The following is a 19,231-nucleotide window of genomic DNA, read 5'->3' on the forward strand; positions in this document are numbered from 1 at the left end:
CTCAGAAGTGAAACGCCGTAGCGCCGATGGTAGTGTGGGGTCTCCCCATGCGAGAGTAGGGAACTGCCAGGCATCAATTTAAGCAGTAAACTGATGTAAAAATCAGTGGTTGTAAAAGAATTCGGTGGAGCGGTAGTTCAGTTGGTTAGAATACCTGCCTGTCACGCAGGGGGTCGCGGGTTCGAGTCCCGTCCGTTCCGCCACTTATTAAGAGCCCTGAGCATTAGCTCAGGGCTTTTTCTTTGCCTGTCATTTAATTATTGCTCAATTCGCAAAAATCCTCTGCATTTTTCGCTCTTTTTCTACAAAGCGCTGAAGGTCATAATCCCCTCAGTTAACGAACATAGTGATTAAAAAGAGGAATTCTATGACTATCCCTGCATTCGGTTTAGGTACTTTTCGCCTGAAAGACGACGTGGTTATCGCTTCTGTGAAAACGGCGCTTGAACTGGGCTACCGTGCTGTCGACACTGCGCAAATCTATGATAATGAAGCGGCTGTTGGACAGGCGATTGCTGAGAGCGGCGTACCACGTAGCGAGCTGTACATCACCACCAAGATCTGGATTGAAAACCTTAGCAAAGACAAACTAATCCCAAGCCTGAAAGAGAGCCTGAAAAAACTGCGTACCGATTATGTCGATCTGACGCTGATCCACTGGCCATCTCCGGGTGATGCCGTGTCTGTCGAAGAATTTATGCTGGCATTGCTGGAAGCTAAAAAACAAGGCCTGACTCGCGAAATTGGCATTTCAAACTTTACCATTCCGTTGATGGAAAATGCTATTGCCGCGGTGGGCGCAGACCATATCGCCACCAACCAGATTGAGCTATCTCCGTATCTGCAGAATCGTAAGGTGGTTGACTGGGCGAAAGCGCACGGTATCCACATCACCTCTTATATGACGCTGGCATACGGCAAAGCGCTGAAAGATGAAGTGATTGCGCGCATTGCGGCTAAACATAATGCGACGCCGGCGCAGGTTATTCTGGCATGGGCAATGGGTGAAGGTTACTCCGTGATCCCTTCATCCACCAGGCGTGAAAACCTGGCAAGCAACCTGCTGGCGCAGGATCTGCATCTGGATGCCGAAGATAAAAATGCGATCGCGGCACTGGACTGCAACGATCGTCTGGTTAGCCCGGAAGGACTGGCTCCTGCCTGGGATTAATTACCCGATCCTTTGTACCTTTAACCCTCTTTCACAGCTCCTGCGGGAGCTGTTCTTATATATTCGCTCAAAAAGTCGATAAATGCCCGAATGCGTGTGCTGACGGCGCGATCGCTGTAGTAAACGGCGCTGAAAGGCATTTCTACCGGCAGACGTTTATCGGCCAGCAGTTCCACCAGTTCTCCCCGCGCGATCTCTTTATCAATCATATAATCTGAAAGACATGCAATGCCGTTACCGTTCAGGCAAAGTTGTTTTAACGTTTCCCCGCTGTTGGAAGAAATCCCACATTCAACCTCATGGAGCTGCCCATCGCTACAGGCTATTGGCCAGGTATTGAGCGAAACAGGTTCTGAGAACCCCAGGCACAGATGCCGTTTTAACTCTTCAACGGTCTCTGGCTTGCCAAAACGGGCAATATAATCCGGTGAAGCGATAATCTTACGATAACTGGTAAATAACGGACGCGCGCGCAGACTTGAATCTGTCAACGTGCCTGCGCGTATCGCAACATCCACTTTTCGTTCAATAAGATTGATGAACGTTTCTGAGGAGACAAGAGACAACGTTATTTCCGGATACCGTTCACGAAAAGGTTTAATCAGCGGCATCAGGAAATGCAGCATTACCGGCGTTGCCGCATCGATACGCAGTAAGCCGCGCGGGGTATTACGCGACTCCATGATTTCCGTTTCTGCGGCGGCCATTTCTTGCAGTATCTGCTGCACGCGCCTGAAATATCGCTCTCCTTCTTCAGTCAGGCTCAGCTGTCGTGTCGTACGATTAAGCAGACTGACGCCGAGCTTCATCTCCAGCTTTTTAACTGCCCGGCTGACAGCGGAATTGGCCTGTCCAAGCTGCTCTGCCGCCCGGCTGAAGCTGCCGCTTTCCACGACAGCGACAAAAATTGCGAGTTCTTCGGAGGTGGCTTTCATTTTTGCTCCTGCAGCAAAATTAAATTGATATTTTGGCTATTTTTGTCATTAAAACATCCAGGCATACTGCGTGTCATCTGATTACTGTTGTTATGGAGTTATGTATGCCTCTCGCTTTATTTGCACTGACAATAAGTGCTTTCGCTATCGGTACGACTGAGTTTGTGATTGTCGGCCTGGTGCCGACCATTGCACAACAACTGGCTGTCTCGTTACCTTCCGCCGGAATGCTGGTTTCAATCTATGCGCTGGGGGTGGCTATTGGCGCGCCGGTGCTGACCGCTCTGACCGGACGCCTGCCGCGTAAGCAGTTACTGGTTGCGCTGATGGTCTTGTTTACGGTGGGGAATTTACTGGCATGGCAGGCGCCGGGCTATATGACATTAATCGCTGCCCGTTTGCTGACGGGCCTGGCGCACGGCGTGTTCTTCTCGATTGGCTCTACCATCGCGACAAGTCTGGTGCCAAAAGAGAAAGCGGCTTCTGCTATCGCTATTATGTTTGGTGGTTTAACGGTCGCGTTGGTCACAGGCGTTCCGCTGGGCACATTTATCGGTCAGCATTTTGGCTGGCGTGAGACCTTCCTTGCGGTATCACTGTTAGGCGTGATTGCGCTGATGAGTAGTCAATTGCTGATCCCGACCAATATTCCCGGTCGGGCGGCCGCCAGCATTCGTGACCAGGTGAAAGTACTGACTCATCCTCGTCTGTTGCTGATTTACGCCGTTACAGCGCTGGGCTACGGCGGGGTATTCACGGCATTCACCTTCCTGGCGCCGATGATGCAGGATCTGGCGGGATTCTCCCCGGCAGCGGTAAGCTGGATCTTACTGGGGTATGGCGTATCTGTGGCTATCGGCAATATCTGGGGCGGTAAACTGGCGGATAAGCATGGTGCCGTGCCGGCGCTGAAATTCATTTTCGCCGCGCTGTTTGTTCTGCTGATGGTCTTCCAGGTGACGGCCTCCACGCAGTATGCCGCGCTGGCTACCATTCTGGTGATGGGGATCTTTGCCTTCGGTAACGTACCGGGGTTGCAGGTCTACGTGGTACAGAAAGCGGAACAATTTACGCCCAATGCCGTTGATGTGGCGTCAGGTCTGAACATTGCGGCGTTTAACATTGGTATTGCGCTGGGCTCCGTGATTGGCGGGCAAACGGTGGCGCATTACGGTTTGGCGCAGACGCCGTGGATTGGCGCCCTCATTGTTCTGGTGGCTTTCCTGCTGATGGGTGTCAGCGGACGTCTTGATAAACCTGTACGCATTGCTCTGGAGTAAATTATTGATGTAAGCGCCTACTTACAAAACAAACTGCAATTGTTCGTTGAAAGTGAGTGCTAAAATCCCTATAACAGAAGAACCAGTCCGGTTGAGGACTGGTTGACGTTACAGAGGTTTGAAAGTCAAAAGTGCGAAAAAACACCTATGCGATGCGCTATGTTGCCGGACAGCCCGCCGAGCGGATTTTGCCGCCCGGGTCGTTTGCGAGCATCGGCCAGGCATTGCCCGCCGGGGAACCGCTAAGCAGTGAAGAGCGGATCCGTATCCTCGTGTGGAATATATTCAAGCAGCAGCGAGCCGAATGGTTATCGGTGCTGAAGAACTACGGCAAAGATGCGCATCTGGTCCTGTTGCAGGAGGCGCAGACGACGCCTGAACTGGTACAGTTTGCCACCGCTAACTATCTTGCCGCCGATCAGGTTCCCGCTTTTGTATTACCTCAGCATCCGTCTGGCGTCATGACGCTTTCTGCCGCCCATCCTGTTTACTGCTGCCCTTTACGGGAAAGAGAACCGATTTTACGTTTGGCGAAATCAGCCCTGGTGACGGTATATCCCTTGCCGGATACCCGTTTATTAATGGTAGTAAATGTTCATGCGGTAAATTTTAGTCTGGGCGTGGACGTATACAGTAAGCAGTTACTTCCGATCGGCGACCAGATTGCGCACCATAGCGGCCCTGTCATTATGGCGGGTGATTTTAATGCCTGGAGCCGTCCACGTATGAATGCGTTGTACCGCTTTGCACGTGAGATGTCGCTGCGCCAGGTGCGTTTCACTGACGATCAGCGCCGTCGTGCGTTTGGACGACCGCTGGATTTTGTTTTTTATCGTGGGTTAAACGTGAATGAAGCCTCCGTACTGGTGACGCGCGCTTCCGATCACAATCCGCTACTCGTTGAATTCAGTCCCGGCAAACCTGAGCAATAAAGGTGCGTCAGGTCTGCCGTGGGGCAGGCCTCTGCGGGTGCTGCCCTCTATTTTTCTCATAACAGAAGGGCACTACCATGACAACGCATTCCCACCATGACAATGTTGAAAAGCAGTTTGGTTCACAGGCGAACGCCTATTTACATAGCGCCGTTCACGCAGCGGGTCGTGACTTAGCGCGGCTGGCGCAAAGGTTGTCTGATTTTTCCCACGCGAACGTACTGGATATGGGATGTGGGGCTGGACACGCGAGTTTTGTCGCTGCGCAACATGCCAACTCGGTCGTGGCATACGATTTATCCGCCAGCATGCTTGAGGTTGTCGCTGGAGCGGCGGAAGAAAGACATTTAAGTAATATTACTCTCCGGCAAGGCTATGCCGAAAAACTGCCCTTTGAAGATGCATCGTTTGAGGTGGTGATTAGCCGCTATTCCGCGCATCACTGGCACGACGTTGGTCAGGCATTGCGTGAGGTTTATCGTGTATTAAAACCCGGCGGCGTGCTGATTATCATGGATGTCATGTCGCCTGGACATCCTGTACGCGATATCTGGCTGCAAACGGTGGAGGCGTTACGCGACACGTCGCATGTCCGTAACTATTCCAGTGGCGAATGGCTGGCGATGGTCAATAACGCGATGCTGGTAACGAATACCGTGATAACCGATCGTTTATCGCTGGAGTTTCGCTCATGGGTAACGCGGATGCGTACGCCAGCGCCGTTGGTTGAAGCGATTCGATTATATCAGGCGAGTGCCCCGGTAGAGGTGAAGCGTTATTTTGAGTTGCAGGATGACGGCTCGTTTAGCAGCGATACTATCATGCTGGAAGCGCATAAAGCGGTATAGCAATTTAAAAGGCGCCGGGGGAAGCGGCGCCTTTTGGCTTTTTCGTCGGACAATATCAGGAGTCTGGCGTGCTATTGTCCTTCACAAACAACGTAAGCTGATCGCCCGGTTGTAGATTATCCGTATCATGGTTCCAGCGCATTACATCTTTGATATTCACCCCGTGACGTCTGGCGATACTGGAAAGCGAATCGCCTTTACGGACACGATAGGTAATGCTATCGCTATTGTTTGCCAGTCGTTGCGCGCTGCTGCCAGCACCTACGGTCAGGCTTTGCCCGATTTTCAGGCGCGAACCACGCAGGTTGTTCCACTGCTGCAAGTCCTTCGTGCTTACGCCAAGCCGCGAAGCAATACCGGAAAGCGTATCGCCAGAGCGCACCTTATAGCTACGGCTATTCAACGGCGTATTGTCGGCGATCAGTTGGGACTGAACGGCGTCAATCTCACCGGAAGCCAGCGACTCACGCAACTGCTCGGCATGCTTTTTGGGCACCATAACATATTGCGGACCGCTTACGCCTAAGGTAGACCCTTTTACACCGGCATTAAACGTCTTCAGCTTGCTGATAGACATGCCCGCCATATCCGCAACCTGGGCCATTTCAACTGGACTGTTTAAACGAACTCGTGCCAGCGCTCGGCTTTCATCTGTTGTTGGCAGACGTACGCCGTAGCGTTTGCTGTTTTTGAGAATTTCACTCAATGCCAGCATCTTAGGTACGTAGAGTTTTGTTTCTCTGGGCAAAGAAAGCGACCAGAAATCCGTCGGTTTTCCACGCGCTTTGTTTGCTTTAATTGCCCGCATAACACGGCCTTCGCCGCTGTTATACGCTGCAACGGTTAACAGCCAGTCGCCGTCAAACATTTTGTTCAGACGCTGCATCATGTCTAACGCGGCGGTCGTAGAGGCTACAACATCGCGACGCGCGTCATAATTACGGGTCTGCTTTAAACCATAATTGCGCCCTGTGCTCGGTATGATCTGCCAGATGCCTGCGGCATTGGCGCCAGACGTTGCGTGAGGATCAAAAGCGCTCTCCACTATGGGTAGTAGTACCAGCTCCATAGGCATGTTACGTTTCTTAACCTGCCCCGCTATCCAGTACATATACGGCTCTGCCCGTAAAGTTACATCGTGGAGATAGCTCTTATTGCGTAAATACTTCTGTTTCTGTTCGCGAATCCGGCTGTTTTCCGGAATTCCCATCTTTAGCTCGTCGCCAATGAAAGCCCACAAGTCCTGATCTGGCGCGATAGACGTTCCGTCGTCCATCCATCGTGCCTGACTCGTAAACTTTCCTGCTTCCCCTTGACCAGCTGCAGAAAGGCTCTGTGCGTGCTGTTGGACGTTGCCAGTGTTCTGAGACGTCTGGCACCCCACAAGCAGGACAGAGGCGAGTAATATCGCTTTTGCCTTCATGTGTGTGTCAATAGTTGCTTAAAAGACGACCGATCATAACGGCGAAGTTAGCGAATGACAAGTAAGAATTATCAGAACGTGTCTTTCTTTGACCTTAACCATGCAAAACGCGCTTCTGGTTGTTGCAATATTGTTTCTTTGTTTATTTCGTTAATTAAATCAATATCTTCAGTTCTTAAAAAAAGATTAATCTTACGCTCATTTTTAAGAATAACGGGTAATGTCATTTGTTTTTTTACACGTAACTCTTTAACTTTACGATAATATTCATTTATGAACGAATCGTGCGGAAGTATGCTCAATGCGAACTTAATGTTAGCTAAAGTGTATTCGTGAGCACAGCAAATGAGCGTGTCGTCAGGCAGAGAGTTAATTTTCATAAGTGACTGATACATCTGTGATGGCGTGCCTTCAAACAGTCGACCACAGCCACCAGAAAACAGCGTGTCGCCGCAGAATAAGTAAGGGTGGCTAAAGTAACAGACGTGTCCTAACGTGTGGCCCGGCGTGGCAAAAAGAGTAAATTTCTCGCCTAAAACGCGAATAGTATCGCCATCGCCAACAAGATGGGTTGCTCCCTTGTCTTGCGTTTCCGCCGGTCCATAAACCGTCATTTGCGGGAAGTGTTGCAACAGCTCCTTGACTCCGCCAACATGGTCGTGATGGTGATGCGTCAGAAAAATCGCCTCCGGCATCCACTTATGTTCAGCAATGGCCTTTAAGACGGGTGCCGCTTCGCCGGGATCAACAATCACACAGCGGCCTTCATCATTGGTCAGCACCCAGATGTAATTGTCCTGAAACGCGGGAATACTGTTAAGATTCATATATTACCTCTCAAATAATTAGCGGAAGGTTGCGATGAAACCGGCAAGGCTCTCTCAAACTGTCGTTGCGCCCGGATGTTGGGGTGAGTTGCCCTGGGGCAATTACTACCGTGAGGCGCTGGAACAGCAGCTCAATCCGTGGTTTGCAAAAATGTATGGTTTCCATTTGCTTAAAATCGGTAATTTAAGCGCAGAAATCAATTCCGAAGCGTGCGCGGTCTCCCATCAGGTGAATGTTTCATCGCAGGGGTCGCCGATGCAGGTTCTGGCCGATCCGCTACATCTTCCTTTTGCGGATAAATCCGTCGATGTTTGTCTGCTGGCGCATACTTTGCCGTGGTGTACCGACCCGCACCGTTTATTACGGGAAGCCGACCGCGTATTGATTGATGACGGTTGGCTGGTCATCAGTGGATTTAACCCGCTGAGTTTGATGGGGTTACGTAAACTGGTACCCGTTTTACGTAAAACACCGCCCTATAATAGTCGGATGTTTACCCTTATGCGGCAACTGGACTGGCTGTCTTTACTCAATTTCGAAGTGCTACATTATAGCCGTTTTCATGTCTTACCCTGGAAAAAGCAGGGAGGGCGGCTTTTAAATACGCATATCCCGGCGCTGGGCTGTTTACAGCTTATTGTGGCCCGTAAGCGGACCATCCCGCTTACGCTTAATCCGCTGCGACATAATAAAAGTAAAACCCCTATCCGCCAGACCGTTGGCGCCACCCGGCAATATCGCAAACCGGATGGCTAAGCTTCCGCCTGGTAGCCACTATCTTCCTGCGTGGGATTCATTGCCGCGGCGCGCGCCAGTTCATCACAACGCTCGTTTTCGGGATGGCCTGCATGGCCTTTGACCCATACCCATTTGATCTGATGCTGACCTAACGCAGCATCGAGACGTTTCCAGAGATCGACATTTTTTACGGGTTTCTTTTCCGCTGTTTTCCAGCCGCGTTTCTTCCAGTTATGAATCCATTGGGTAATTCCTTGCCGCACATATTGGCTGTCGGTGCTCAATGTCACTTCGCAATGTTCTTTTAACGCTTCAAGCGCGACGATCGCCGCCATCAGTTCCATACGGTTATTGGTGGTCAGCGTGTAACCTTCACTAAACGTTTTTTCATGACCGCGATAGCGTAAGATAGCGCCATAACCACCAGGCCCTGGATTCCCCAGGCAAGAGCCATCGGTGAAAATTTCTACCTGTTTAAGCATCTCTGGTAGACTTCCTGTAATTGAAATCGATAACAAAACGCAAGTCTGACATAAATGACCGATATGAGCACTGCAATTACACGACAGATTGTCCTCGATACCGAAACCACCGGTATGAACCAGATAGGCGCGCACTATGAAGGTCACAAGATTATTGAGATCGGTGCGGTTGAGGTGATAAACCGTCGTCTGACCGGTAATAACTTCCACGTTTACCTGAAGCCGGATCGGCTGGTGGATCCGGAAGCGTTTGGCGTACACGGCATCGCCGATGAGTTTCTGCTGGATAAGCCGGTTTTTGCTGATGTGGTCGATGAGTTTCTCGATTATATCCGCGGCGCGGAGCTGGTCATCCATAACGCATCGTTCGATATCGGCTTTATGGATTATGAGTTTGGTCTGCTTAAACGCGATATTCCTAAAACCAATACTTTCTGCAAAGTTACCGACAGCCTGGCGTTGGCGCGGAAAATGTTCCCCGGCAAGCGTAACAGCCTTGATGCGCTGTGTTCGCGTTATGAGATAGATAATAGCAAACGTACTTTGCACGGCGCATTGCTCGATGCCCAGATCCTTGCTGAAGTGTATCTGGCGATGACGGGCGGGCAAACGTCCATGACGTTTGCGATGGAAGGAGAGACGCAACGGCAGCAAGGTGAAGAGACCATTCAGCGAATCGTTCGCCAGGCCAGCCGGTTACGGGTCGTTTTCGCCTCTGATGAAGAGCTGGCTGCGCATGAATCGCGGCTTGATCTGGTGCAGAAAAAGGGCGGAAGTTGCCTTTGGCGGGCGTAATTTATTCCTTTTTAGGCTATAAAAATCATCCTTCGGGCGATTTTTGCAGCAACTGATTCAAAAGGTGAGAAAAAGCGTTGACGGGCGACACCGCAAACCGTAATATTCGCCTCGTTCCCAGCGGGAACATAACGGAGCGGTAGTTCAGTTGGTTAGAATACCTGCCTGTCACGCAGGGGGTCGCGGGTTCGAGTCCCGTCCGTTCCGCCAGATACAAATCTCAGGGTGTTTTTATACATCCTGTGAAGTAAAAAAACCGTATCACTGTAAAAGGGATACGGTTTTTTTTCGTCTTCAAGAAGTTCCTCCGTCTATCGTGGAATCTGACGCAAATGGGCCTACGCCTGGATGACGAACAGGATATTACCGCCACTTCTTTCACTGCCATGGTTATTTTGTCCCACTGACATTTAAGGCGCGGCCTCATGGCGGTGCTTAACCGGGATCGGGACATATTCAGCGCAGAAGCAGACTGCGTAAGGTTGATGTCACTCAGATAATCACGGAGAACCGCCAGACATGGGCATCATCACTCCAGGGCATCCCACTTCTCCAGTAACTCCACCGGGATTTCATTGATCACCTCCGAGAACCGTTTTCCCACCAGTCTTTCAGCCTGGCGTAACAGTGGGATGGTCGGGCTGCTGGGTTCACGGCTCTCAAACCAGCGACGAATGCACCGCAGGCGTTCCAGCGCATCATTACGATCGCGAATTGGCCCCGGTTCAGCATTGTGTGGGAGGGATATACCGGGGGGCGTGTTGACAGGCGGCACATCCTCTGCCCGTGCCGGAACGGCATTATCCATAACCGTGCCTGCGGGGGCTGGCGCTGGCGACGGAGGAATTTCCGGCGTGGTTGTCTGTACCACGTCAGGCAGTAGCGCCAACAACTGCCGCAGGCGTGAAAAATCTGGAGCCAGATCGCCTAATGTCTCACGCGCCCACACTTGCAGGCGTTCTGCGCTTTCCTGCGCTTCGCGAAACGCCGCCAGCGGTAATGCCCCACGGGCTTCGAGGTCGGCCAGTTGCTGGCGGACGGATTCGGGGGCCAGCGCATCAGCCGGGCGGGGAGCGGATAACGCGCGCTCGACATCCCGTACCTGCAGGCGCAGGGCGGCACTGTTTGACAGCGTGATACCGCGAATGTCTGCCATCACGCCTTCGTGATCCAGCAGCGCCGCCAGGGCATTACTGCGCGCCAGCGCCGCATCTTCAATAGATTCTGCGGATGCGCCTTCGCCGGTAAGCAGCTGTGGATGGAGTGCATCAGACCAGATTACGCTCAGTTCTGCCAGTTGTGTGAGCATTTCCGCCAGTCCCTGTGCGCCAGCCTGCTGGATGCGACTGCGCAGCAGCAGGATCAACACCCGGATATCCTTACTGCGCGTGAGCAGACGGCGCGCATCACGCTCAATTTCCGGCCAGTTCACGGCTTCCGGCGTACTGACAAAATCACCATATTGCGCCTCCGCCTGGGGGGCGGCGCGGCTGAACAGCAGCAGGTATTCCGGATCGTACTCCGGATCGGGGCCGCAGGGTTGTTCCGCGCTTACCGGTTTAGTCAGGGACATGTCCATATCATTACTCTCAGTGGGTTAAGCCGTGTTCAGGTTCAAAAATCATGCCGGTCACCGGACGGTCATGCATGGCTTTACCTGCCCAGGCCGTCCAGCCAAGCCGCTGCGCGCCGCCGATCACCGCAGGCGGTGCGGCATGAGGCTTCAACTGCAGCTCAATTTCCCAGCAATATTCAAAACCGATGAACGTACGCACCAGTTCTGTCAGCACGGGCAGATTGTTGCCGCCGGGCAGAAAACGCAGGTAATCCTCCAGCGTGAGCGGGCCGATAATTAGCCGGAATTTGTACTGCATATCCGGTACGGCCTGGCCGATAAGCGCCCCGTTGCCCAGCACCGAAGACTGCGCGGGCGTGCCCAGACGGGTGATTTCATCGTTCGCCACCGTTATCCAGTGCAGGGCGAATTCTTTCACCGCAAAAGGTACGCTGAAATAGTGTGCCAGCGTGGCGGCCAGTCCGTCAGGATTACGCGATTCGCGTACCAGATGAGCGGAGGCTGCCAGGCGAACATGATCTGACAGCGGGCTTTCGGCGCTTTCCCGTAGATCCTGCCCGCTGAGACTGGCGATATAAAACGCAAAACGGTCGTGTTCCGGTTTGTCCAGCCCGCCACCAGCGGACTGGGCGCTGCGCCATGCCTGCCAGAACTGCGTCAGCCAGCGGTGGTGAAAAATATTGGAAAAATGAACCAGCGTCGGATCGTGACGGCTCTCTGAGCGATTTAGCGCCAGCTCGGTATAGTGCAGCGGCAACGGGCCGTTTGGCCCCCACAGTCCGAGGCTGTACAGGCTCAGGTGCAGGCGTCCATCCTGCCAGCTGACCTGGGCGATTTCCCGTGGCGCAAAGGTCATCGTCGGCGTCTGTCCCAGACGGAATTTTTCCATCCGTGGCTGCCAGATACTGCCTGCCGGAGTATCACAGAGCTGGGCATCCACGCGCCGCATCAGGTTCAGGAATCCGTAACGCCATGGGGTTTTCTGCGCCTGGTCGAGAGCGCCGGTCATACGCTCCCCCGTTGCCCGGTTCTTACCGGCCAGGTCATGACATGCCCGCGTTGCATCGAGTGCAGCGTCATCTGCGAGAAGGTATTAATGGAAACATGGCGGGCAATATAGTGTTCCAGCACCAGACCGAACAGGTAAGGACTGATACCGGAAAATCCTTCTTCGTCCACGGTCAGTTCGCAACTGACGCCCCGGCCATAGACCAACAGACCGGAGCCGGGCAGGCGGCGGGTCACCGGGGTGGTTTTGCAGCCAATCAGGCTGCGCACCTGGCGCGACTGCGGGCTGTCGTGAGCCGGAATAAACAGATTCAGCAGATCGCGCAGCGCCTGGCCGCCGGTGCGGTGATCCAGATCGGCCAGCGGCAGATAATTAAACGACAACTGCCGGATCAGCCGCCAGGCCATTTCGCGTTCAGTCAGCGGCGGCTGCGGCGGGCGCGGCGGTCTGATAAGACCCACGCCCGCCACCGGGATCGCCGCATCTACGGTCAGATCATCCCGGCCATTACGTGGAATAAGGCAGGGCAGATCGCGGTTAGTTACCATTGCCGTGACGGTGATATGGCGTAGATTTTCCGGGTAGGGCGCTTCATGCTGATCAACCAGCGACAGGAAGATTTCCGAGCCGGTATAGGGGGTTCGGGTGCCATAGCGGCGGGCATTTTCTGACGAGCGGCGCGGTTCACGACGCAGTGAAAAATAACGCCCGTGGTTGCCTTCGTCATTATTACGGGTGTGATACAGCGGACGAAAAATCATCTTCCGTGTGGTTTCCGCTTCCAGGCCTTCGACTTCCTGAACAGAAAACACCTCGTAATCCAGCGGACGGGTACGATCTACCACCAGATGCTGTTCCGTCACGCTGTGAGTGACTTCAATCCGGGTGGTGGTGCGGGGAAACAGGTTGATCACCGGCGTACAGAACAGGCTGAACTGTGCAGCGTCCGTCTGATGAATCAGCCAGTCCGGCGGCAGGCGATTAAGCAGTATGACAATTTCCGCCACATTGCCCTGCACCTTTTGTAACCCGGCAGACAATCCGGTCGGGGTGAAGAAGTAAAACCGTTCCGGACAGGCGAAAAATTCATGCAGCAGATTATGGCCGTGAAACACGTTCCAGGCGAGCGGCAGCAGCCCCTGCCCTGGCTCCAGCCCTTCGTGCGCCACCGGGTGTTGAAGATTCACATTCAGTTCGCCGTCAAAGTGACCGGGTTCACCGGCCAGTGTGGCGACGGCGCTGGTATGCAGCAGCTCAAACAGGTGTGACGCAATGCGTTCTTCGCCGCAGAGGTAAAAGGGCAGCCGTGCCGGACCGGCCAGCTCGCTGAAAGTCAGTTCCCCGAAGGTTCGCAGGGTGATGCGCAATGCCCCGGCGACATGAATATTAGGCGGCAGATAGCGGTGCAGGGCGGGCATATCCGGTGGCGCGGCGGTCAGGCGTACCTCCTCGATGGACAGCGGCCACAGCGTGACGTCCTGGCTGCTGCGAAACTGGCAGGCGGTATTTTCGCCTTCCGGGATAGGGGAAACGAACGCGGTATCGCGCGGCACGGTGACCCCTTTCGCCAGGTCGCCTTCCTGCGTATCGGGATACAGCTTTACCACTGCCATCGATGGCGTGGGGGTGACGTAATTGGGGCTGACGACTTCCAGTAACCGCTGTGTGAAGCGGGGAAACTCGGCGTCAATTTTTAGCTGAGTACGGGCGCTCAGAAAGCTGAACGCCTCGATCATGCGTTCCACATACGGGTCGGCAATATCGCTTCCCTGCATCCCCAGTCGGGCGGCAATTTTGGGATGGAGGGTGGCGAACTCAGCACCGGTCTCCCGCAGGTAGCTCAGTTCGCGGTTGTAATACTCCAGTAGCCGTGGATCCATGAATAATGCCCTGTATTAAAAGAACGTAATGCGGCTCAGTTCCATATCCAGCGCGCTGCGTACCATAAACTCCGTGGGATACGGCTGCGTCAGAATTTGTCCGCGAATTTCAAACTGTAGCGTGTTATAGCTACCCTGCCGGGTTTTATCGAGCAATGGCGTGACCCTGAGTGTGGCGGCGTTCAGCCGGGGTTCGAAACGAATAATGGCGCGCCGGATCGCCTCGCTGATATCGTCCCACTTATGCTCATACATAAAGCTGCCCGCCAGCGGCGGCAGGCCATAGTTGAGCACTGACGCCGCCGCCTGCGGATAGCGCCGGGCGTCGATGTCACCCTCGTGGCTAATGGTATTGAGCAAAAAGGAGAGATCCCGACGAATGATCTCCTTCAGTTGTACCGGCGTGACGCTGATATCCCGGTCAATTTTCTGATACGGAGCATTGTCACACAGCCGATCAAATAGGGTGGGCAGCAGGTGGTTAGCGGGTGTAAAACGAGACGTGCTCATGCGCCATCGTTTTCCTGAGCATGAAAGGTACAATGGGCCATGTCCAGCAGGCTGATATCGCCGTGGCTGGTCAGCCAGACTTTCTGCCCCAGCGCCCGCACGGTGGTTTCGCCGGGACCGTCCTGCCAGGCGGTTTCCCGGCACAGACGCAGGGCGTCAGATGCACTTTCCGAACCGCTGTAACGGGTAAAGAGCCAGGCACCGTGCGTATCGCCATTCATCAGGGTGATATTAATGGGTTTCCACAGCAGATCGGTCAGGCGCGTCGGTTGCGGCGATTCCAGCGAGCGTATTTGCGAAAACGGTAGCCAGATATACACGCCGCCGGTGACCAGCTCAAGTACCGGGCCAAGGCGGGAATCGCTGTCGCTCGCCCAGTCAAACGCGCCGCCGTTCCACTGCCCGCCCGTGTCTGTTATGGCTTCCAGTGCGGTATTACGGTGTTTATCAACCTCACCGGTATCGTCATGACAGGCGAGTGCCGCCAGCAGTGACTCCACCCAAACGGGCTGCGGCAGAAGGAAACCGGGTCGTTGTTCACCCTGAAAAACGGTGCGGCGGAACATTTCGCAGCGAACCAGCTCCCGGTACAGCCGGGCCTCCTGGGTATAATTAGCCTCCATCCTGGCGCATAGCTGAAGCTGGTGTAGCGCCCGCGACCAGTCTCCGGCCACACACAGCAACTGAAACAGGCTGTGGCGGCAGAGCGCCTTCGCCGGATTTTCCCGAACCTTCTGCTCCGCCATCTGAATCCCCTCCGCAATAGAGTATTCCTGTAGCAGCGCGGACAGGGTAGCAGGAAGCGTGTCAGTTTTTTTCATAGGCGGTATTTCCATTTTTCTGTGTCGGAGTGATTCGGTAGTGGCTATCGATGCCAATAATACGATGCTCGCGGCGGGTCAGATCGGGCAGTATCTCGCTATGTGCGGTTTTCCCCCCCAGTTCCGGCGAGAGCAGTTGCAGGATATCGGGCATTGATTCCATCACCAGCCAGTGCATTTCACCCTCACCGGTCGTGTCCAGCGTATCCAGAATGGCATCAATACCGGGCGCGCCTGCCACCATATCCTGTAACGTGTCGGTGTCGCCCTTTTTATCGTATAACGACGTCAAATCCTGGGTGACAGCGTCTTCATTTCGGGGAAACGGTTTAGCACGGAGGGGCTTTTCCTGCCCGGAGGGCTGCAATGCCTGCTGATATTCCTGGTAAAGCTGGTGTAGCGTGCTATCCGCCTCATGGCCGGTGTAAGAGGGCGCGGTTTCCCGGACGGGAATAATATCGAACGGGTTCTGCGGATTGAGCTGTTGTTGTTTAAACCAGTCCAGATCCAAGTACTCAGCAACGGATTCAGATGACTGAACCAACTGAGGAAACGAAACATCGGGACGGGACTCATCATTGGTGCGGGCAAGGCACCAGGATGACAGACCCCATTCAATCGTATCTCCATCATTCAGCCGCATACGGTGATGAGGTTCCATCACCTGCTCATTGACGGCACAGCACAGTTCATCAGAGTGATTAACAATCCACCACGCCTCTTCGTGGCGAACAAGACTGAGCGCGATATCGTCTTTCCCATGTTGCTCAAAAAGCGGAATGTAGGGGGCGGCGGCAGTAAATACGATGTATGTCCCTGCGGGATACTGTGCGTTATCCGTTATACCCTGCGACTGTATTTTCCGTAATTCCCACATGTCTTGTTTCATTATGTCCCTTAAATGTATTTATTTTTCTGGAGGAAACGTTTAGGGAGTTTTAATTCATAAATAATTTTAACTAAATTCATAGGGAGTCATTATTGATGACACCCTTTTTATTATTTTCGTCGTGAATGAATTGTTGTATGCATAGATGTCTTTTTTGAAATATTATTTCTTTTAATTCTGTAATTGCGATTTTTATCTTGCTGTTCATTGATTATTTAATATTAACAGCTTGGTTGCTAATTAGTCCCTGATCTGTATCATTGTTTTGTTTCGATATTTTTTCGAGGCTATCAATAAAGAATTGTTTATATATTTATATGCATTGATGCATTATTTTTATGAATTTTTATGTCACAAGGCATAACACATGGAAACTCCTGTTTCACGCAGTGCGTTGTATGGAAAACTGGCCGGCCCACTATTCCGGTCGCTGGAATCGGCAACGGCATTTTGCAAACTACGCTCTAATCCCTGGGTTGAGCTGACTCACTGGCTGCACCAGTTAACACAGCAGCCCGATAACGATATTCTCCACGTTCTTCGGCATTACCAGATCCCTCTTTCTGATGTGGAGAAAGCGTTACTCCGGCAACTGGATATGCTGCCCGCCGGGGCCAGCGCCATTAGTGATTTTTCTCACCATATCGATCTCAGCGTTGAAAAGGCCTGGATGCTGGCGAGCGTCCGTTACGGCGATAACAAAATTCGCAGCGGCTGGTTGCTGCTGGCCTTGTTGACCACGCCAGAACTGCGTCGGGTACTGAGCAGTATCTGCGCGCCGCTGGCCACGCTTCCGGTTGATGAACTGACTGAAATACTGCCCTCGTTGATCGAAACATCGCCGGAAGCGCAGGAGCGCCCTTACGACGGCTCCGGCCTGGCATCAGCCATTCCCGGTGAAAGCAGTCAGGCGATTCCCAACGGCGGGCAGGACGGTAAATCCGCGCTGGCAAAATACTGTCAGGACATGACGGCACAGGCGCGCGACGGCAAAATCGACCCGGTGACGGGGCGTGAGCATGAAATCCGCACCATGACGGATATTCTGCTGCGCCGTCGCCAGAATAATCCACTACTGACTGGTGAGGCGGGCGTCGGGAAAACGGCGGTCGTCGAAGGTTTTGCCCTGGCGATTGCGCAGGGGGAAGTGCCGCCCGCGCTGCGGGAAGTACGGCTGCTGGCGCTGGACGTTGGCGCTCTGTTGGCCGGAGCCAGCATGAAAGGCGAGTTTGAATCGCGTCTGAAAGGGTTACTGGAAGAGGCCGGGCGCTCGCCGCAGCCGGTTATTCTGTTTGTTGATGAAGTTCACACTCTGGTGGGCGCGGGCGGCGCATCCGGCACGGGCGATGCCGCTAACCTGCTGAAACCGGCGCTGGCGCGCGGCACCCTGCGGACTATCGGCGCCACCACCTGGAGCGAATACAAGCGCCATATTGAGAAAGATCCGGCACTGACCCGGCGTTTTCAGGTGTTGCAGATTGCCGAACCGGAAGAAATCCCCGCAATGGAAATGGTGCGTGGTCTGGTGGATACGCTGGAAAAACACCATAACGTACTGATTCTGGATGAGGCGGTACGTGCGGCGGTACAGCTTTCTCACCGCTATATTCCCGCCCGGCAGTTGCCGGATAAGGCCATCAGCCTGCTGGATACCGCCGCGGCCCGCGTGGCGCTGACGCTGCACACGCCGCCTGCCAGCGTACAGTTCCTGCGCCAGCAGCTAAAAGCGGCGGAAATGGAACGGTCGCTGTTGCAGAAGCAGGAAAAAATGGGGATTCAGTCAGATGAGCGGCGCGATGTGCTGACGGCGCGAATTTTCTCGCTCAACGATGAACTGACTGCATCCGAATCCCGCTGGCAGCGGGAGCTGGAACTGGTACATACGTTGCAGAAACTGCGTCTCGCAGAGTCTGATGCTGATGACAAAACCACGCTGCAACAGGCCGAAACGGCGCTAAGGGAGTGGCAGGGCGACGCGCCGGTGGTGTTCCCGGAAGTCAGCGCGGCGGTGGTCGCGGCGATTGTCGCCGACTGGACCGGTATTCCTGCCGGGCGCATGGTGAAAGATGAGGCCAGCCAGGTGCTGGAACTGCCTGCCCGACTGGCGCAACGCGTTACCGGGCAAGACGGCGCGCTGGCGCAGATTGGTGAACGTATTCAGACCGCCAGGGCGGGACTGGGCGATCCACGCAAACCGGTGGGCGTGTTTATGCTGGCCGGGCCGTCCGGTGTCGGTAAAACCGAAACCGCGCTGGCGCTGGCGGAGGCTATCTACGGCGGTGAGCAAAACCTGGTAACCATCAATATGAGCGAGTTCCAGGAGGCTCACACCGTTTCCACACTGAAAGGCGCGCCGCCCGGCTATGTGGGCTATGGCGAGGGTGGTGTGCTGACGGAAGCGGTGCGTCGCCACCCCTGGAGCGTAGTGCTGCTCGACGAGATCGAAAAAGCGCACCATGACGTCCACGAACTCTTCTATCAGGTGTTTGATAAAGGGGGCATGGAGGACGGTGAGGGAACACATGTCGATTTCAAAAACACCACGCTACTACTCACCACCAACGTGGGTTCCGACCTCATCAGCCAGATGTGTGAAGATCCGGCCTTAATGCCCGATGCTACGGGGCTTAAAGAGGCGCTAATGCCGGAATTGCGCAAGCATTTCCCGGCGGCATTTCTGGGCCGCGTGACGGTGATCCCTTACCTGCCGCTGGATGAAACGTCGCGTGGCGTGATTGCCCGTCTGCACCTTGACCGGCTGGTGGCGCGGATGGGTGAACAGCACGGCGTGACGCTGACGTATAGCGAGGAACTGGTCGCACATATTGTGGCGTGCTGCCCAATGCATGAAACGGGCGCGCGGTTGCTGATTGGCTACATCGAACAGCACATCCTGCCACGACTGTCGCGCTACTGGTTGCAGGCCATGACGGAAAAAGCCGCTATCAGGCAGATTGATATCGGCGTTAATGGTGATGAGCAGATTGTTTTTGAGACAACCTCGCAGGAGGGAATATGCCAAAAGAGTTAAGTGGTGCGCAGTGGGTTTATGGCGTGACTAAGTTTGTCGGCGGAAATACAGATAAACCCCACTGGTCAATTGATGGGCATTAA

17 protein-coding genes and 2 tRNA genes are annotated in these 19,231 nt (G+C 53.9%); 9 read left to right on the forward strand and 10 right to left on the reverse strand.

Features of this window, described 5'->3' with window-relative positions:
* Nucleotides 1-126: 126 nt before the first annotated feature.
* Nucleotides 127-203: transfer RNA gene (locus ACLJRE_RS17645), tRNA-Asp, on the forward strand.
* Nucleotides 204-367: 164 nt separating this feature from the next.
* Nucleotides 368-1,171 (forward strand): 2,5-didehydrogluconate reductase DkgB, encoded by an 804-nt coding sequence (dkgB, locus tag ACLJRE_RS17650; RefSeq protein WP_000154880.1) that lies wholly within the window; start codon nt 368-370, stop codon nt 1,169-1,171.
* A gap of 20 nt (nt 1,172-1,191) precedes the next feature.
* On the opposite strand, the gene yafC is transcribed toward dkgB, so the two are convergent.
* Complete coding sequence (yafC, locus tag ACLJRE_RS17655) at nt 1,192-2,106, reverse strand: DNA-binding transcriptional regulator YafC (RefSeq protein WP_000648536.1); 915 nt, start codon at nt 2,104-2,106, stop codon at nt 1,192-1,194.
* A gap of 104 nt (nt 2,107-2,210) precedes the next feature.
* On the opposite strand from yafC, the gene ACLJRE_RS17660 reads away from it, so the two are divergent.
* The 3 genes from ACLJRE_RS17660 (at nt 2,211) to ACLJRE_RS17670 (ending at nt 5,166) form a co-directional block, all read left to right on the forward strand.
* The gene (locus ACLJRE_RS17660; RefSeq protein ID WP_058108934.1) at nt 2,211-3,386 is read left to right on the forward strand and encodes an MFS transporter; all 1,176 of its coding nucleotides are present in this window, start codon (nt 2,211-2,213) and stop codon (nt 3,384-3,386) included.
* A 131-nt stretch (nt 3,387-3,517) separates the two neighbouring features.
* Complete coding sequence (locus ACLJRE_RS17665; protein ID WP_001230970.1) at nt 3,518-4,318, forward strand: endonuclease/exonuclease/phosphatase family protein; 801 nt, start codon at nt 3,518-3,520, stop codon at nt 4,316-4,318.
* 77 nt (nt 4,319-4,395) lie between these two features.
* Nucleotides 4,396-5,166 (forward strand): class I SAM-dependent methyltransferase, encoded by a 771-nt coding sequence (locus tag ACLJRE_RS17670; protein ID WP_000207221.1) that lies wholly within the window; start codon nt 4,396-4,398, stop codon nt 5,164-5,166.
* Between the two features lie 55 nt (nt 5,167-5,221).
* Here ACLJRE_RS17670 and mltD read toward each other — a convergent pair whose 3' ends face one another.
* Complete coding sequence (gene mltD / locus ACLJRE_RS17675; protein WP_000644706.1) at nt 5,222-6,589, reverse strand: murein transglycosylase D; 1,368 nt, start codon at nt 6,587-6,589, stop codon at nt 5,222-5,224.
* 71 nt (nt 6,590-6,660) lie between these two features.
* Complete coding sequence (gene gloB, locus ACLJRE_RS17680; RefSeq protein ID WP_001052773.1) at nt 6,661-7,416, reverse strand: hydroxyacylglutathione hydrolase; 756 nt, start codon at nt 7,414-7,416, stop codon at nt 6,661-6,663.
* A 34-nt stretch (nt 7,417-7,450) separates the two neighbouring features.
* Here gloB and ACLJRE_RS17685 point away from each other — a divergent pair, with 34 nt between their 5' ends.
* Nucleotides 7,451-8,173 carry a class I SAM-dependent methyltransferase gene (locus tag ACLJRE_RS17685; protein ID WP_000801238.1) on the forward strand — a complete coding sequence of 241 codons (723 nt, stop codon included), beginning with the start codon at nt 7,451-7,453 and terminating at the stop codon, nt 8,171-8,173.
* Here ACLJRE_RS17685 and rnhA read toward each other — a convergent pair.
* A complete protein-coding gene (rnhA, locus tag ACLJRE_RS17690; protein ID WP_000917872.1) occupies nt 8,170-8,637 on the reverse strand; it encodes a ribonuclease HI in 468 nt (155 codons plus the stop codon). The genes ACLJRE_RS17685 and rnhA overlap by 4 nt on opposite strands.
* A 63-nt stretch (nt 8,638-8,700) precedes the next feature.
* Here rnhA and dnaQ point away from each other — a divergent pair, with 63 nt between their 5' ends.
* Nucleotides 8,701-9,432 (forward strand): DNA polymerase III subunit epsilon, encoded by a 732-nt coding sequence (dnaQ, locus tag ACLJRE_RS17695; RefSeq protein ID WP_001562201.1) that lies wholly within the window; start codon nt 8,701-8,703, stop codon nt 9,430-9,432.
* Nucleotides 9,433-9,565: 133 nt separating this feature from the next.
* A tRNA-Asp gene (locus tag ACLJRE_RS17700) sits at nt 9,566-9,642 on the forward strand.
* A 319-nt stretch (nt 9,643-9,961) separates the two neighbouring features.
* Here the strand turns inward: ACLJRE_RS17700 and ACLJRE_RS17705 are convergent.
* From ACLJRE_RS17705 to tagK, 6 genes are read right to left on the reverse strand one after another with little or no spacing between them, the layout of a single operon-like run.
* Nucleotides 9,962-11,011: an ImpA family type VI secretion system protein gene (locus ACLJRE_RS17705; protein WP_023212861.1), complete on the reverse strand. Its 1,050-nt coding sequence runs from the start codon at nt 11,009-11,011 to the stop codon at nt 9,962-9,964.
* A gap of 10 nt (nt 11,012-11,021) precedes the next feature.
* Nucleotides 11,022-12,017 (reverse strand): type VI secretion system baseplate subunit TssG, encoded by a 996-nt coding sequence (tssG, locus tag ACLJRE_RS17710; RefSeq protein ID WP_000145239.1) that lies wholly within the window; start codon nt 12,015-12,017, stop codon nt 11,022-11,024.
* Nucleotides 12,014-13,897 carry a type VI secretion system baseplate subunit TssF gene (gene tssF, locus ACLJRE_RS17715; RefSeq protein WP_023212862.1) on the reverse strand — a complete coding sequence of 628 codons (1,884 nt, stop codon included), beginning with the start codon at nt 13,895-13,897 and terminating at the stop codon, nt 12,014-12,016. Before tssF ends, tssG begins: the two co-directional genes overlap by 4 nt.
* Nucleotides 13,898-13,912: 15 nt before the next feature.
* Nucleotides 13,913-14,407 (reverse strand): type VI secretion system baseplate subunit TssE, encoded by a 495-nt coding sequence (gene tssE / locus ACLJRE_RS17720; RefSeq protein ID WP_000108008.1) that lies wholly within the window; start codon nt 14,405-14,407, stop codon nt 13,913-13,915.
* The gene (locus tag ACLJRE_RS17725; RefSeq protein ID WP_023212863.1) at nt 14,404-15,228 is read right to left on the reverse strand and encodes a type VI secretion system accessory protein TagJ; all 825 of its coding nucleotides are present in this window, start codon (nt 15,226-15,228) and stop codon (nt 14,404-14,406) included. Before ACLJRE_RS17725 ends, tssE begins: the two co-directional genes overlap by 4 nt.
* Entirely contained in the window at nt 15,215-16,117 is a 903-nt protein-coding gene (gene tagK / locus ACLJRE_RS17730) for a type VI secretion system-associated protein TagK (protein ID WP_023212864.1), read from the reverse strand. The genes ACLJRE_RS17725 and tagK overlap by 14 nt, the downstream gene beginning before the upstream one ends.
* Before the next feature lie 367 nt (nt 16,118-16,484).
* On the opposite strand from tagK, the gene tssH reads away from it, so the two are divergent.
* The gene (gene tssH / locus ACLJRE_RS17735; protein ID WP_000449786.1) at nt 16,485-19,148 is read left to right on the forward strand and encodes a type VI secretion system ATPase TssH; all 2,664 of its coding nucleotides are present in this window, start codon (nt 16,485-16,487) and stop codon (nt 19,146-19,148) included.
* The last annotated feature ends 83 nt before the right edge of the window (nt 19,149-19,231 follow it).

Origin of the sequence: Salmonella sp. SAL04157, from assembly GCF_046551635.1 — a bacterium.
In the GTDB taxonomy this organism is placed as follows: Bacteria; Pseudomonadota; Gammaproteobacteria; order Enterobacterales; family Enterobacteriaceae; genus Salmonella; species Salmonella enterica.